The organism is Segetibacter sp. (assembly GCF_025963695.1).
In the GTDB taxonomy this organism is placed as follows: domain Bacteria; phylum Bacteroidota; class Bacteroidia; order Chitinophagales; family Chitinophagaceae; genus Segetibacter.
In genome coordinates, this window is the sequence record NZ_JAOQAH010000077.1 from 20,983 (window position 1) to 37,741 (window position 16,759).

13 protein-coding genes are annotated in these 16,759 nt (G+C 39.0%); 4 read left to right on the top strand and 9 right to left on the bottom strand.

Features of this window, described 5'->3' with window-relative positions; genetic code table 11:
- Nucleotides 1-115 precede the first annotated feature (115 nt).
- On the bottom strand, nt 116-1,315 hold the full coding sequence (locus tag JWR87_RS13085; protein WP_297820777.1) for an acetate kinase: 1,200 nt from the start codon (nt 1,313-1,315) through the stop codon (nt 116-118).
- A 129-nt stretch (nt 1,316-1,444) separates the two neighbouring features.
- Nucleotides 1,445-3,538, bottom strand: a complete 2,094-nt coding sequence (gene pta / locus JWR87_RS13090; RefSeq protein ID WP_297820779.1) for a phosphate acetyltransferase — start codon at nt 3,536-3,538, stop codon at nt 1,445-1,447.
- Nucleotides 3,539-3,819: 281 nt separating this feature from the next.
- On the opposite strand from pta, the gene JWR87_RS13095 reads away from it, so the two are divergent.
- The gene (locus JWR87_RS13095; RefSeq protein ID WP_297820781.1) at nt 3,820-4,272 is read left to right on the top strand and encodes a hypothetical protein; all 453 of its coding nucleotides are present in this window, start codon (nt 3,820-3,822) and stop codon (nt 4,270-4,272) included.
- Nucleotides 4,273-4,310: 38 nt separating this feature from the next.
- On the opposite strand, the gene JWR87_RS13100 is transcribed toward JWR87_RS13095, so the two are convergent.
- The 6 genes from JWR87_RS13100 to JWR87_RS13125 all read right to left on the bottom strand — a co-directional run bounded on the left by JWR87_RS13100 (nt 4,311) and on the right by JWR87_RS13125 (nt 12,116).
- Nucleotides 4,311-4,916 carry an START domain-containing protein gene (locus JWR87_RS13100; protein WP_297820783.1) on the bottom strand — a complete coding sequence of 202 codons (606 nt, stop codon included), beginning with the start codon at nt 4,914-4,916 and terminating at the stop codon, nt 4,311-4,313.
- Between the two features lie 802 nt (nt 4,917-5,718).
- Complete coding sequence (locus JWR87_RS13105) at nt 5,719-6,135, bottom strand: OsmC family protein (protein WP_297820785.1); 417 nt, start codon at nt 6,133-6,135, stop codon at nt 5,719-5,721.
- 65 nt (nt 6,136-6,200) lie between these two features.
- The gene (locus JWR87_RS13110) at nt 6,201-6,617 is read right to left on the bottom strand and encodes a hypothetical protein (RefSeq protein WP_297820787.1); all 417 of its coding nucleotides are present in this window, start codon (nt 6,615-6,617) and stop codon (nt 6,201-6,203) included.
- 241 nt (nt 6,618-6,858) lie between these two features.
- Nucleotides 6,859-7,245 (bottom strand): response regulator, encoded by a 387-nt coding sequence (locus JWR87_RS13115; protein ID WP_297820789.1) that lies wholly within the window; start codon nt 7,243-7,245, stop codon nt 6,859-6,861.
- Nucleotides 7,246-7,247: 2 nt separating this feature from the next.
- A complete protein-coding gene (locus tag JWR87_RS13120; RefSeq protein ID WP_297820791.1) occupies nt 7,248-9,884 on the bottom strand; it encodes a PAS domain S-box protein in 2,637 nt (878 codons plus the stop codon).
- A gap of 126 nt (nt 9,885-10,010) precedes the next feature.
- Nucleotides 10,011-12,116, bottom strand: coding sequence for a DNA mismatch repair protein MutS (locus tag JWR87_RS13125; protein ID WP_297820793.1), 2,106 nt, complete (start codon nt 12,114-12,116; stop codon nt 10,011-10,013).
- 609 nt (nt 12,117-12,725) lie between these two features.
- Between JWR87_RS13125 and msrA the strand changes: the two genes are divergently transcribed.
- Complete coding sequence (gene msrA, locus JWR87_RS13130) at nt 12,726-13,283, top strand: peptide-methionine (S)-S-oxide reductase MsrA (RefSeq protein ID WP_366090658.1); 558 nt, start codon at nt 12,726-12,728, stop codon at nt 13,281-13,283.
- Between the two features lie 72 nt (nt 13,284-13,355).
- Here the strand turns inward: msrA and JWR87_RS13135 are convergent, their stop codons facing one another.
- On the bottom strand, nt 13,356-14,207 hold the full coding sequence (locus JWR87_RS13135) for a metallophosphoesterase (RefSeq protein WP_297820797.1): 852 nt from the start codon (nt 14,205-14,207) through the stop codon (nt 13,356-13,358).
- A gap of 97 nt (nt 14,208-14,304) precedes the next feature.
- On the opposite strand from JWR87_RS13135, the gene JWR87_RS13140 reads away from it, so the two are divergent.
- Nucleotides 14,305-15,324 (top strand): SDR family oxidoreductase, encoded by a 1,020-nt coding sequence (locus JWR87_RS13140; RefSeq protein WP_297820799.1) that lies wholly within the window; start codon nt 14,305-14,307, stop codon nt 15,322-15,324.
- A 245-nt stretch (nt 15,325-15,569) separates the two neighbouring features.
- Nucleotides 15,570-16,745 carry a heparan-alpha-glucosaminide N-acetyltransferase domain-containing protein gene (locus tag JWR87_RS13145; RefSeq protein ID WP_297820801.1) on the top strand — a complete coding sequence of 392 codons (1,176 nt, stop codon included), beginning with the start codon at nt 15,570-15,572 and terminating at the stop codon, nt 16,743-16,745.
- Nucleotides 16,746-16,759 lie beyond the last annotated feature (14 nt).

Sequence of the window (16,759 nt, forward strand, 5' to 3'; positions counted from 1 at the left end):
CAAGAGTGTGACACAACGATGTTTAATAGATATTCTGCCGCCGGTAACAAAAAAATAAACATGTTCATTAGCAGGATGTGAATTTTTAAATCAAACGGTGGTAACAAAACCTACACTAATTATTCAACAGCTCGTAACATTGTTGCGCAATTTCGAGTTCTTCGTTAGTTGGAACAATTAAAATTTTAACGCGGGCATTGTTAGCATTAATTTCTCTTAACCCAGTTGATTGCTGGCTGTTCTTTTCTTCGTCAAGTTTAATTCCCAGGAAATCAAGATTTGCACAAATACACTTTCTAATGTTTGCATCGTTCTCTCCTACTCCTGCTGTAAATACAATTGCATCCAGGCCGTTTAGCACTGCTGCGTAAGAGCCAATATATTTCTTGATCCTATAAGCATACATTTCATAAGCCATCTCTGCTTCTCTGTCACCCGCAGCAATTGCTATTGAAATATCGCGCATGTCGCTAAATCCGGTAAGCCCCTGCATGCCGCTTTGTTTGTTTAGCAATGCCTTTACCTTATCAAGATCATAACCTACCTCGTCAACCAAATGAAAAATAACGGATGGATCAATATCGCCAGAGCGCGTGCCCATAACCAGACCACTTAAAGGACCAAACCCCATGCTGGTATCGATGGACTTACCGGCATCGACAGCTGCCATGCTGCAACCATTACCAAGATGAATGGTGACGACTTTTGCTGCATCATTATGTAAATATTCAGCCGCTCGTTCACTTACATACTTATGGCTGGTGCCGTGAAAGCCGTACGCACGAATACGAAGATCTTTGTAAAAAGACTGAGGTATTGCATAACGAAAAGCTTTCTCAGGCATAGTTTGATGAAAGGCGGTGTCGAAAACCGCTACCTGAACTGCTTTTGTAAAAATTTTTTCGGCTACCTCGATGCCCATATAGTTAGCCGGATTATGAAGGGGGGCTAATGGAAAAAGTTTTTTAATCTCTTCTTTTACCGCCTCATTTATCACTACCGTTGCAGCAAAACTTTCACCTCCATGTACTACCCTATGACCCGCTACACTTATCTCTTCAGGATCTTTAATTACCCCAGACTCTTTATCCGTCAGCAGTGCAGCAACCTCCTTTAATCCAGCTTCATGATCACTAAGAGAAAGGCTTTTTTTGATAACTTTTTTTTCATCACCTATAAAAACTCTGTGTGTAATTGTTGATCCACTTAATCCTATTCGATCAAGCAAACCACTACAAACAGGGTTTTTAGAAGGCATTTTAAACAACTGGTATTTAATTGAACTGCTGCCGCTATTGACCACGAAAATATTCATCGGAATAATTTGAGAATGTGAAAATGAAACAATGTGAAAATTCAAAAATGAGAAAATTCGAATATGCAGAATATGGAAGGAGTTATGGCAGCAAGCGACATTTTCAAATTACGCCATTTTGCAATTAACTTATTCGTCCTGGGCTTGTATGGCGGTAATGATTACCGTGTTGAAAATATCATCAACTGTACAACCACGGCTAAGGTCGTTGACGGGTTTGTTAAGTCCTTGTAACATTGGGCCAATAGCTAAAGCACCGGTTTCGCGTTGAACAGCTTTATAGGTATTGTTACCTGTATTTAAGTCTGGGAATATTAGTACACTTGCCTGCCCTGCAACTTCAGAATTGGGCAATTTTTGTTTACCTACTGTGGGATCCACCGCCGCATCATATTGTATTGGACCTTCTACTTTCAGGTCGGGTCGTTTTTGTTTTACAATTTCAGTTGCCTTGCGCACCTTTTCAACATCCTCACCTTCGCCCGACGAGCCCGACGAGTAAGACAGCATGGCAATGCGCGGCTCTATACCAAACCGCTGACTGCTTGCTGCAGATGAAATGGCTATCTCTGCCAATTGCTCGGCAGTTGGATTTGGGTTAACCGCACAATCGCCGAAAACAGAAACGCGGTCAGCAAGGCACATAAAGAACACTGAAGAAACCACGGTAATGCCAGGTTTGGTTTTTATAAATTGTAAGGCAGGACGTATGGTATGTTGCGTAGTGTGAATTGCACCCGAAACCATCCCATCTGCATGCTCTTTATATACCATCATAGTTCCAAAGTAAGAAACGTCGGCCATCAGGTCGCGGGCCATTTCCAGGTTTACGCTTTTGTTCTTACGCAACTCGTACAAAGTGTTTACATAATCCTCATAGTACTCAGAATAAGCGGGATTGATAATACGAATGCGGCTAAGATCGAGACTTAGACCAAGGCGTTTAACCGATAAAGCAATTTCTTTAGGATCACCAAGCAAAGTAAGGGTAACCACTTCTTCGCTCACCAGCCTTGCTGTGGCCCTTAAAATTCGTTCATCATTTCCCTCCGGCAAAACAATGTGTTTGATCTTCTTTTTCGCCCACTTGGCCAATTGGTACTGAAACATGTGCGGAGTAATGCCTTCAGAAGTAAAGGTTACGATCTTTTGATCAAGCGCCTGCAGGTCGACGCTTTTTTCAAAAATGCTAATAGCCAGCTGAATTTTTTTTGTGTTATCAGGTGTTATTTTCGATTTTATTGCACCGATTTTCTGAGAGGTCTCAAACGTTCCTGTTTGCACAAATATGATCGGGATAACTGTTTCCAAACCTTTTAACAGCCGCATAATAGGTTCATCAAGTTGATGTCCGGCAGTAAGTACAATTCCCGCTACCTTCGGATAACTGGCTGACAAATTTGCCTGAATCGCCGCTATAATCATGTCCCCGCGATCTCCGGGAGTTATGATCAGCACATTCTCTTTCAAGTAATTTAAAAAGTTAGGCACGTTCATCGCACCTATAACAAAATTATCTACCTGGTTACTCAGCTGCTGCTCACCAATCAACAACTCCCCCTGAAGATTTTCTAAAATCTCCTTCATACTAGGGCTGGCCAGCGCTTTGTTTTCAAGTATTACGGCCAGTATTGTTCCGTCGTTAAATGTATCTGTCAGCAACTGACGAATATCGTCTGCCTGCTCCGGTTTCACTTTGTTCACAATTACTGCCAACACCTGCACCTCTCGGGAACTGAAATTGCGCATTACATTAAGCACCGCGCTTACAATTTCGGCAGTACTTTTATTCTCTCCAGAGCTAACAACAATCACCGGCGTACCCAGGTTTTTTGCAACGGATAGGTTCAACTCAAATTCAAATGCAGTCCCTTCCCCAAGAAAATCACTTCCCTCAATTACCGTAAAATCATATTCTTCTTCAATTTTTTTGTACTTCCTGATGATCGTATTCATCATGCTTCCCTGGCTCTCATTTTCCATCTCCCGCAGCGCCTGCGCCCTGGTAAAAGCATAAGTATCCTCGTATTTTATGTCGAGGTTAAAATAAGCAATCGTCGTTTCTATATGTGCATCCTTCCCTTCCAGCGGGTCTACATTTATAATTGGCTTAAAATATCCAATCCGTTTTGTCTTGCCCAATAACATGTTAACTAAACCAAGGGCAACAACCGACTTTCCGCTATATGGCTCGGTGGTGGCAATAAAAATGGATTTGGTCATATCGATCTATTTATGTGCGCGAAGGTCTGCAATTGAATTGTTATTTACATGACAATAGTCATCTGAAATAGTTTTTGCTTTTTAATGTTTTGGTACCGGCAGCATAGCTACTGCCCGGCATTGTTGCGTCGCACTCTTGTACTTTTCATCTTTTTTCATCTATTACTTAAATTCCTTACACCCCTCCTATGTAACATTTTTTTAAGGTACCTGCGTCGCAAGAAGACTTCCCCAAAAAGATGCTTTTGATGAAACCTGAATACTACTTTTACTAAAAACAGATGATGCAGTTCAAGATAAAAGTTTATGAACATGCTGCGCAATTGGTGAATAACAAAGTTTCACTACTTCAACATATGTTGGGTGAATTAATTGAAAGCACCAGGAATGAAACTAAAAGTTCAGCGGGCGACAAGTATGAGACAGGCCGGGCAATGCTACAAATAGAACAGGATAACGTAAGAAAACAGTTGAAAGAAGCGCTGGAGCAAAAAGCGATATTTGAACAAATCAACGTTACTAAAAGCTCTTCAATAATTACCAAAGGAAGCCTGGTGAAAACAGACAAAGACTATTTTTTTGTAAGTATCGCATTGGGTAAAATGTCTGTAGAAAATATTGCCGTCATTGCCTTGTCACCTCAATCTCCTCTCGGAAGCAAATTGATGCAATTGAAAGCGACGGAAAGTGTAACGGTGAATGGAGCAACCTATATTATTGAAAAGGTTGAATAATGTTATGATACTGCATGGAACTGAAATTACGAAAGTGCCTACTTTCTCATCATCTCAGAAAGATTACTAAATGTTTCAAAAGGGCCTTTTGAAACAAACATATTAGTTACCCCGGCAGGAACACTTCCACCCGGGTCCATTTTTAAAATGTAAACAACATCCAATTTATTTTTCCCATCAGATTTCACGTCCCAGGTAGCATTAAAATAAGGTATGCGCACAATACCTTTCTTTTCAGGAATTGCATTAGGAATACCGGCAGCAGCTACTTTTAAAGTGTTGTTCTTTACATCGGGACTTACAATCATTTTAATAGGAATATCGCGGTTACTGACCGGCCACGGCAAGGCAGTTTCAGAATAATATAAAATTTCGTTTGCACTTATTCTTCTGATCACATACGAGTCTTTTGTTCCGTAAACCCATCCTTTGGTATTGCCAACGTTTAATAAAATATTAGTTAGCTTTTGTATTGTACCCGGAAAAGTTGCTTCCACCTTTATTTCTTTAAACTTAGATGAACCCCCTTTACCTGTAAATATTTTTATGCCATTTTGGTCTCGACTAAGCTCCCATTGCCCCTGCGAAAAAGCTGAATGCATAATCGCAATAAAGAAAACCGAAATAAATAATCTTACAATCATTTTAGATGTTTTGTTAATACTACCAGCCACCTTACATTTTAATTTATTACTTCATCAACCAAAACCTTACTCCACTTTAGGGCAACATACCAGATAAAGCATATTTGTTTCAAAGATTTACTATTGCCTTTATTGCTTATCTGATACCATAACTGCTATACACCATAATCTCATTCTTCTCCCGGTAGTTGTAATTCGTAAAAATACTGAAAGATTGTAATCAGATAGAAAAGGCTGAAGCAGGTTTAATCAAGATGAATTGTTGGGCCTTTTTTACAATTGTCTTAGCAAAAACAAAAAATTGTATGGCACGCTATAGTAGAGGAATACAAATGTAAACGAGACTTTTTGCGGATTAATTAAACAAGATGAATAATTAGTGCGCTGTGCGAAGCGGTTCTACTACCGCCCTTGTTTTATACTTTTTTAAACGTTTTTTCAAAGATCCGCCACATTAAGCAAAATGCATATAGACCAGACAAACCTATATACTTATAACGAGCAAAAATAATAAACAGTATAAAAGCAATAGATAAAGCTGAACAGATTGCAATAGCAAAGTATTTACTCTTAAGCAACATGTATTTCTTTTCAACCTCATATCGGCATTACTTAATTCTTTTTTGCGCACAAAAAATGTAATTACCGAGGTGTATTAAGACAAAAAAGGGAGCGCAACATTAACGGCAGAAACGTACATCTTAAAAAAAAAACGGCGGGCGGAAGGGCTTAATGACCGGGCTCTGTTTTAGACTATAAAGTTGTTCTGTAACAAACTTATTAATTATGGATGTAGTATTTGTTACACCATAATAGTTGTAACAACAGCGCTTTTTGCCAGTAGCTTAGATATGGGGCAAGCTTTGTCTATTTGAAGTAACCTTTGTTTTTGTTCGTCAGTAAGAACACCTGATATAGACAGTTCACATAAAAATGAATGCACAGGCCCTGCAGCACTTTCTTCTCTAACCAGGTTCACTTTTACATGTATACTGCCAACGTCCCACTGTTTACGTTGTACATACATTCTTAATGTAATTGTTTTGCAAGATGCAAGAGACATGCAGATATAATCACCCGGAGAAGGACCTTCATCAGTACCCCCAACTCCTGTAGGCTCATCTGCTATTAAAGCGTGGTGGCGACTGGTAAGCAGCGTTTTATAGGAGGGGGTGTTGTTTAGTGCTTCTGCAAGTCCAACAATTTTCGATTCGTTCACAGCTATTGTTATTGTGGTAGGATAAAAACAAACCTGGCATAAGAGAGCTAATGTAGGTAAAATTTCTACTCACTTCTGCCATCTTCCTCTGCCGCCCTCTTATGTTCTACTTCCTTTATATTCGCTTCGAATTTAACCTTCTTTAAGTCAACCCTTATTAATGCAAATAGGCTCATGTAGATATTTGCAATCCAAACAAGTGAAAAACCAGCGATAAAGTATCCTCTCCAATCATTAAAGATTAATTTAAAACCAGTAATAATTAGCATTACAACCGTAACATAATGACTGAAGCAGTATTCGCAGGTAAACAGGTAAAAGAACTTTCGTTGTACCAGCTTTTGACACTCTTTACTCCTTTTTTCACAAAACTCTCTTGGTTCGCGAAACACCTCTTCATGCGTTACGGTCCATGCTATGGATGCAACAGGAATGGCAAGAAAGAACAGGTAGAATATTTGGGTACTGATATTAGCGTCCATTATTGAAATTTTATCGGTGTTTACCAGTTATAAATATTTTGCCAGCAATAAAGGGGAACGGTATGGTCACATCCCCGATTGTTATAATAATGCTATGTAAAACCTTAGCCAGACAAAACGCGAAAGAAAGGTAGATAGTGAGACACCAGTTGAACGGAGCGTCGCAAGGGGGATGAGTAGAAAACCAAACCCCTGCACCCTGAAAAAGAACAATCTTTATAAGGCAGACTTTATAAAAAGCTTAGATGATGTTTTGTAATGCTTCTCTATTTAAAGGCTTTGAAATAAAATCTTGTACTAACGGAAATTTTTTTGCCTTCTTATAATCTTCGGGGTCAACTGTAGAAGAGAGTAAATAAATACGTGGAAGCGACCGGAAACGCCACTTAATCTTTTCGAATTCTTCGAGAAAATCCCATCCGTTCATTATGGGCATATTGATATCCAGAAAAATGATTGTTGGGGCACAACAGTTTTCGTCGAGGCCTAACAAATATTCAATTCCTATCTTACCATTCTCGCACGATTTCACTTTATCAGCAAACGACGACATCTTAATTATTCTATCGCAGACCATCACAGTTATGGGATCGTCTTCTACCAAAAGCACATCTGTAAACTTCGCCATTACTAATCTTGTAGTTTAAAATATATCTTGAACTTAGTACCTACTCCAGGTTCACTTTCGACTTCTATCTTGCCACCCATTGCTGTAACCTGCGAACGAGTCATATACAGGCCCAATCCCTTTCCCTCTTTATGGCCATGAAAGCGTTGGTATAATCCAAAAAGTCTGTCGCGGTAGCGATTAAGATCCATTCCTAACCCGTTATCTTCAAATTCAACTACAACCCAGTTATCGGTTTTGTATGAGGTAACTTTAATTTCGGGGGTGCGATCGGGCGAACTATACCTAACGGCATTTGAAAGCATATTCAGAAAAATACTTTCGAGATGAATGCGGCTGTATTGTATCTCGTCAACTGCGGAAAAATTAGCTTGTATCGTGCCTTTTTGCACGTGCAAAAGGTTATCGATATTCTTTTTAACTTCTATAAATACATCGGTAAAACTTACCGTTTCACGCTCAATATTTGGATTTGATTTAATAACTAAAACATCTACCAGGTCATTTAATGTCTGGTTCAATTGCTGTGTGGCTTCTTCAAATTTTTCTATCAACAACTGATTAAAATCATCCAGAGGACTCTCTTTGTTGTACAAACTCAGCAAGCTTAACAGGTTGGCTACAGGTGCTCTTAAATTATGGGAAGTGATGAAGGAAAATTGCTGAAGATCCTGGTTATTTTTCAGCAGTTCTTCCGTTAAAGCTTTTTGTTCGCCTTCGATCTTTTTCTTGTCTGTTATGTCGCGGACGATGGTTGAAAGATAATTGTTATTATTGCCATCCTTCATTGAAACGGAGGTAACTTCTACAGGTACGTAATATCCTGCTTTATGCTTTAAAAACAATTCTCCTATATAAGATCCTGTGTCTTTTCGCTCTTGAAGTATATCGGCGACTAATGACGCATCTTTATCAAGAAGATCAAAACTATTTAGACTTATCAATTCAGCATGAGTATAACCCAACATTTCGCAGACTGCCGGATTTGCAGATACAACTTCTCCATCTATTTTAGAGAGAATAACTCCATCTATACTGTTTTCGAATAAAGATTTGAATTTGCTTTCAAGCGTTTGAAGAGCCAATATAGCCATCTTGCTATCCGTAATATCTTGTAACGTTACCCTTAGTTTAACCAGCTTTCCCAATTCATCTTTTTCTGAACCGCCCATTGCCAGTATGACCTTTGTAGCGCCATTTATTGAATTGAAGCGGAATTCGAGGTTAAAGTCTTTACCATGCACCACCGACTCCTGAATTTCCTTTTTTACCAACTCCTTGTCATCCGGGTGTACCAAATTTCTGAGAATTACCAGTTGCCTGCAACTCTCCAGGGATTCACTAAGGCCTAAGATTTCATAAAAAAGTTCGGAGCAAAAGAAGGTTTTGGTAGCAGTATCAAATTCTACATAACCTAATCGAGCAATCTTCTGCGCCGTCTTCAGCCTGTCTGAATGAAGTGCTACTTCTTCAGTTAATTTTTTTCTTTCGGTAATTTCGGTTGACGTAATAAAAACCCCGTGTATATCTTCTTCGGCATTAAATAGCGGGCGGAAAGTGTGACTGTAAACGTGGGCTACTTTGTGGGCATCTACAAACTTAGTTTCCCTTTCTATTTCCTTCCCTTTAAATACCTGCTCAAATAAACTTATATAATCAGGAATTTCACTCTTATTAATTAAGTCAAGAACAGAAATACCAGATTGTAAGTCGGTGCTATAAAAAAATGGTGAACGTTCCTGGGCTGCCTTATTATACGTTACAATTCGTAGGCGGCTGTTTAAAAGAATGAAAGACTCCGCAGTGTTATTTAGCAATAACGACAATCGCTGTTCAGCGTGAATAAGTGCATCATCGGCGACTTTCTTTGTCTGTATATTTCTGAAGTTCATCACAATGGCTTTTATGCTTGCGTTGTTCAGCATATTACGCGCATTGTTTTCAACCCAAATGTATACTCCCTGCTTATTTTTGATGCGATATTCTGCAGTAAGTAACTTTTCTGGTTGTCTGCGTATATTAATCAACCAATCTCTCACATGCTCCTTGTCATCGGGGTGAGCAAGTTCTATTGCATTTTTACCCAGCATCTCGGCAGCAGTATACCCTAAAATATCTTCAATAGGGCCACTGGTGTAAGTAAAAACAAGTGCTGCATCGGCTAGTTGATACACACTTGTGGAAGTATTGATAAGTACTTTGTAAAAATCTTCGTTTTCTGATATTCTTGCTATCCCTGGTTTGAATTCCTTCTTCTGAACCATAATCAGCGCTCCTTCAAAATCATCTTCGTCGCTTGATATATAAACCATTGAAATGGCAAATGACAATGTCGTACTCCCCAGGTAATCTATTTGCAGTTTTACCTTTTCAGAGTCCCTGTTAAGAATTTTTTTAAGATTTGAAATAAAGCTATCAGGAAACGATTTAAAATCTCCATCGCGCAGCACTGTTTCTAAATCGAGGCGAGACTGGTTGAATAGGTTGTGAAATTGGTGATATGCGGTGTTGAAATTGATGATCTTAAGGTTATCATCTACCACCAACCATCCTGTATTAGTTTCTGACAGCAGCTTTTCAATAAAATTCAAAAACGAAATATTGTTTGAAGCCATACTGTCAACTAAACTCTTTATCATAGACGGATGATGCAATATAAATCGAATTGAAGATTATAATAGTAAATAACGTAAAATATGGAAATTAATTATTTATTGCATTGACATTAAGAGAATTAAAAGATCGTGATCCATATTAAAAAATACTTAACCTTCGGCTCCTTTTTCCTGAACAACCACCAGGTCTCCCAGATCTACACTCATCGGTAACATCCCTACCTGCACAATGGCTCTCTTTCCTCTTATCTCCTTTACCGATCCAACCTGGTAATTTTTCTTCAATTTTACCTGTGCTCCAACAACTATGTCTGTGGCAACTTCTTCGTACCTGCCTTGTACTTTTTTGGCAAGCTTGTTAGTTATTAAATCGTCTTTCTTTTTAAACAGTAAACTGTGCATTTGCTTAATAGGCTCGCTCTTATCGTCAGCTTTCCTCCATTCCAATAAAATCTGCTTCAGCTTCCGCTCCATGTCTTTTAAGTAAGCAATCCTTTCTTCCGTCACCTGGTTTTGTTGCTTAAGTAAGTCCACTTCCTGGCGGTGGCGCTCTTTATCCATTACAACGGTCATCTCTTTTTTCAGCCGCTCATTCTCTTTAACCAATTTCTGAAGGTCACTCTCCTTTTTCTCTATTTGGCGTAAATCCTGCTCAGTTCTATTGAGCAGCTTGTCTAAACTAAAATGGTCTTCATTTACCAGGCCCCTGGCTTTCTTAATTAAATGAGGCGAAAGGCCAATGCGTTCTGCTATAGAGAAAGTATAAGAACTACCGGGCTTGCCAATGATCAATTTGTACATTGGCAGCAGGTTTTGTTCATCAAAAGCCATTGCGCCGTTTATTATCCCCGGCACCTTATTGGCCATTACTTTCAAATTGAGATAGTGAGTTGTAACAATGCCAAAGGAATGTTTATGAGCAAGCTCCTCCATTATAACTTCGGCAAAGGCTCCTCCCAGGTTTGGGTCGCTTCCACTTCCCAGTTCATCAATAAAAAATAATGTTTTACCATTAGCCACTTCCATGAAGTGCTTCATATTTTTAAGGTGGCTACTATAAGTACTCAGCTCAAATTCAAGACTTTGCGTATCACCTATATGGATCATTAACTGTTTAAAAATTCCCATTTGCGACGTGGGGTGAACCGATACAAGCAAACCGCTTTGAAGCATTATTTGTAAAAGGCCAATAGTCTTTAGGGTAACAGTTTTGCCCCCTGCATTTGGTCCGCTGATAACCAAAATTCGATTTTTATCATTAAGCGTAATCGTTAAAGGAATGGTTGCCTTACCCGACTTTTTATTGTAGAGATATAACAGCGGATGAACAGCGTTTACCAATTCTATATGAGCTTTATCAACTACTGTTGGCAGCTCTCCGTTCATATCAATTGCCAGCTTAGCCTTTGCCTTTATAAAATCATATTCACCAATTATCGCATGATAGGTAGAAAGTAAGTGAGCATATACAGAAAGATCTGAAGTAAGTTTTCTCAATATTCTCTGTACTTCTTTGCTTTCTTCATTTTCTAAACTAAAAATGTCATTATTTAACTCTATCGTTTCTTCTGGTTCTATATATGCTGTTTTCCGCGTATCGCTTTCACCATGTAAAATTCCCTTAATTTGTCTTTTATATTCCGAAAAAACCGCTACTACCCTTCTGCCGTTACTGAAACTCTCTTCAATATCGGCGGCATAACCCGACTTATTTAATCGTGCTATAACCCTTTCAAAAACTCTTCGCAACTCATTCCTTTTCTTATATAAGTTTAGCCTTATCTTTTGTAATTCATCTGTTGCATTGTCTTTTACGTTGCCGTGCTCATCAAGTACTTCCTCCAGCATTTCAAGAATAGCCTTCTCGTAATAAGTTTCCTGTATTACTTTAGTTAATGCGGGGTAAGCAATTCGTCGTTCATTATCAAACCAACGAAATATGGATTGAATGTTTAAAGCAAGTTTTCGTATCTGCACAAACTGGTCGCCCACCAAAGCCGCACCAGGTATAGAAAGCAACTTCAGGTCTTTGGTAAGGTTTAAAACATAATCATTAGGAAAATACTGGTTATTGAGGCTAATCAACTTGAACTCGTGCGATTGCTGCAGCTCTGTCTCTATAAACTCTTTTCTCGTATGTATGCGTAACTCGGTCGCCTTTTTTTTTGCAAACTCGCTTTTGCAGTGCTCTGTTAGCAATGCTTTAATCTTGTCAAACTCTAATTGTACCGGTGCTGATTCTGGGAATAACTTCATAAAAAAACCGCTGCCCATATGGCAGTTATATTATTTTTGAAGGTGCAAAAGTAAAGCCTTCACACTGCAATTAATCGTTAAGTATCCATTACTTAAAAAGTGACACTTCTTTTAAACTCAACATTTTTTGTTCAATTTTTTTTAGTAGCCCTCCTTAGTCCTTTTTTCGTCTCCGGTTGTGTCACACCCTTTTACTTAACCAATTCTATTCTACTGCTTTAAAGATTTACAGCAGTTCTTTAAGTAACCCTCGACCTCCGATTTTTCTTTTATGCTAATAACCCGGCTGCTGCTTTAATTTAAACGTCTACAAATAGTTTTTATCCTACGCAATTTTCCAATACCTAAGAGATATAGGGTCTAAAGTAAAGCCGCTGTTAAAAAAAGGGGTGATTATCCTATTCTGTTGTTAAGAGTTATACCCCTCCCGCTTGTTTTCCGGTTGTTCAACTAAGTTTGTAACGTCGTCAAAAAAAGATAACACTTGTGTAGATGATAACAAAAGCTATAACTATGAGGTATGTTTTAATTAGTCATTTGTTTGCTGCTATTACACTTGTTTCCTGTGCACAAAAGCAGTCCTCCACAATGAATGCAGCTAATTTTAACATGACAAATATTAAGACCGACACCGCAACTCTTGGTGCAGGATGCTTTTGGTGTGTTGAAGCAGTTTTTCAGCAATTAGAAGGAGTTTTAAAAGTTACCAGTGGTTATAGTGGCGGTCATGTTAAAAATCCTACTTACGAACAGGTGTGTGCGAAAACAACAGGACATGTAGAAGTGGCCCAAATTGTCTACGATCCTTCAAAAATCACTTTCGACGATTTGCTTCAGGTTTTCTGGAAAACACACGATCCAACCACCGTTGACCAGCAAGGAAACGATCGCGGTCCTCAATACCGAAGCGTAATTTTCTACCATAACAACGAACAGAAAAAGCTCTCCGACCACTATAAAGAAGAACTGGATAAATCGCATGCATGGCCTAATCCCATTGTTACCACAATAGAACCGTTAAAGAATTTTTACGTAGCGGAAGATTATCATCAGAACTATTATAATTCAAATCGGGACCAGATGTATTGCAGGTATGTTATACAACCCAAGCTTGAAAAGTTCGAAAAAGTATTTAAAGACAAACTAAAAAAGAGTAAGAGTATGTAAAAACATAAACAAACGAATTTAAAAAGCCACCTTTTACCGGTGGCTTTTTATTTATGTCGGGTTAATAAAGATTTAAACACCCAGGTAAAAAACCGTCATTTCTGATCTTGCCCCAAAACGAAATGGAAGCGTAGTGGTACCAAATCCTCTTGAGAGATATAGAAAAGGTGCCTCTTGATTATACCACCCTTTTAAATACTTACCCGCCATCTCAGGCTGTATGGGTGCTAATCCAAAAATACATAATTGGCCTCCATGGTTATGGCCAGCAAAAATGTATTGAATATTTAGTTTATTTTCTTCCAATCTTGCAAGGTTGATCTCCTGCATCTCTTTTAAAATCGTTTCCTGCTGAAGTGGGCTATGTATTAATAGTATATGGTTTTCTTCTCTTCCAACATCCCTTATAGCTTTCGAAAACGATGGGGTTCCATTTATGAAATCATCAACACCGGTAACCATAAGCCTTTTGCCAGCAATAGTAAAAACCTTCGACTCATTTAATAATAAATCGCAATTATTTTGCGCATATAACTTTTTATAAGTGCCAATCTTAATTCGATTTTTATGGTCATGATTTCCCATAATTGCTACTTTAGGGATTGAATATCGTAGCAAGCTAAAAAATTGTTTTGCTGGTGCGTATATTCCACCCTCGTCTATAACATCCCCTGAAATCAAAATGAGGTCCGGGTTACTCTCATTAATCTTCCTTGCAAGCTTCTTATACGAAGGATCGAGGAACTTTTTAAAGTGAAGATCAGTTAAGAATAATAGCTTGAGCTTTTGGTCAGCTCCTTTTTTTCCTACTTCGAATGTTTTTATTTCAAAAAAATATTTTTCTAAAAACAGCGCATCTAAAATTGCAATTGCCGTACCTGTAATTGCTGCTATTATTAAGTTCCTTTTTGTTATAATCTTCATCTTGTGCTGATTGCTAAACTACGAATTAAAACACAGCAATGTTTTTAGCGGTACTACTGGCACACTTATTTACACGAATACCCTTAATTCTACAACTATGAAAAGTTCAACAGGAGCCACTATGAACTACAGGCCAATGCACGAAAAAACGATCGTGATCACAGGTGCATCCAGTGGAGCCGGCCGTGCAACAGCGATACAGTTTGCACGACATGGAGCAAAAATTGTTCTGGCGGCGCGTAACCTGGAGGTGTTGAATGAAGTAGAAGCAATATGCAGGGAGATGGGGGCTTTAGCACTTGCAGTACAAACGGATGTTACTGATGCTGAAGCAATGAAAACGCTGGCAGCGACTGCCGTAGAGTTTGGTGGTTCTATAGATGTGTGGGTAAACAATGCAGGTGTGCTGGCTGCTGGTGAATTTACCGAAACGCCTGTTGAAGTACATGAACAGGTAATCCGGATAAATTTGCTGGGATACATCTACGGTGCGCATGCAGTTGTTCCCTATTTTAAGAAACAACAATATGGAGTGCTTATAAACAATATCTCGATTGGCGGTTGGTTTCCCGTTCCTTACGGCGTAGGGTATTCAGCCAGCAAGTTCGGTTTACGCGGCTATTCCGAAGCCCTCCGCGGAGAATTGAGTCAATATCGTAATATCCATATTTGTGACCTTTTCCCGGCATTTTTAGATACTCCGGGAATACAGCATGCTGCTAATTATTCCGGGAAAATTCTCCGTCCTGCACCCCCAATTTATGATCCACAAAAAGTTGCCCGGTCAATTGTTTCAGTTGCTCAACATCCCAAAAAATCTGTTGTAATCGGAAGCGTCACTAATCTCCTGAGGTTTGCTCATTTTCTACTACCTGCCGTCACCCAATCTGTTACCGCAAAGGTTGTAAGTGCTTATCTTAAAAAAGCTGAGCCTGCCCCTGAAACAAGTGGAAATTTATTTGCACCCGCTAATTATGGAACAAGTATTCATGGTGGCTGGAATACAACTGCAGATCCCCAAACCCGTAAAAAAAATCTCATTACCTCCATTGCAGTAACAGGCCTGGCAACCGGAATGGTCATTTTTGGAATAGTGAAAATGAAGAAGTCCTGGTAATCTTTTGTACTCCTGCTGAATAAAGACCAGCATTTATCTATGAATGCGATTGCTTTGACCACCGTTTCCTGCATGATGAGTTCGGGGCAAAGGCGCATGCATTTAGAAACATGAAAAGCAGTTTCCGAACAAGCGGGTGAAGCCCTGTTGAAAGAATAGAAGCGCAGAGGTGGAGCCATCGAGTTTCGGTTAAAGTTATTCTGGCATAGTTGCCAAAACTCCTCTTAAAACTATATCTTCCATAAATGAAGGCTGCAACCACTAACCGCATTGTCAGTATAGACATTTTGAGAGGTTTGGTAATGGTTATCATGGCGCTTGATCATACCAGGGATTTTTTCCATAACACGGCGATGACTGCAGACCCACTAGATCCTGCAACCACCACTCCCATGTTGTACTTCACAAGATGGATTACCCATTACTGCGCGCCTACATTTGTATTTCTTTCAGGCCTTTCGGCATATCTTTCGTCGAGGAGCAAATCAATAAATGAAGCCAGCTCCTTCCTCTTTAAAAGAGGTTTCTGGCTAATTATTGTAGAAGTAACATTGGTAACATTTGGGCTAACGTTTAATCCTTTTTACAACTTTGTTATACTTCAGGTTATTTGGGCAATTGGATTTAGCATGGTTCTTTTGGGTTTGTTTGTAAGAACTTCTTATAAGGTTATACTGGCAATTGGTTTATTACTGGTTTTTGCTCACAACATTTTTGATTATATCACTCTTCCAAAAACCGGTGTAACAACTGTCATCACTACCGTTTTAATGACGACTCGTGGTGCAGTATTTCCTATAGATAAAAGTCACTTCATCGGAGCTTTTTATGCCGTTCTTCCCTGGACAGGTTTAATGTTCCTCGGGTATAGCATTGGCCCTTGGTTTAAAAAAGATTTTTCTGCAGAACGGCGAAAAAAATTATTACTAATAACCGGATCAGCCGCTATTGTTCTTTTTATTATTTTGCGTTTTGCCCGCGGTTATGGTGATCCCGGGGTGTGGAAGCCGGGTGAGCATTCTATATTCTCTTTTTTTGATACAAGTAAATACCCACCGTCTTTACAATACACCTGCATGACAATTGGCCCTTCTTTATTATTACTTGCATTTTTCGAAAACTTTCAATCTGCCTTCACAAGAGTCGTTAGTGTTTATGGGCGCGTTCCCTTCTTTTACTACATACTCCATTTCTATATTTTACACATACTGCTGGTTATACTATTTTATGCAACAGGACATACCTCAGCACAGATTTTTGATCCCCAAAGTATTTTTGCTTTCAGACCTGTACATTTTGGTTATGGGCTGCCTGTTGTTTATTTAATCTGGCTATCAGTTGTGGCACTACTTTACTTGCCGTCCAAGTGGTTCAATCACTATAAAATGACGCATCAGCAGTGGTGGTTAAGCTATTTGTAAAAAGGGCTGTGGCC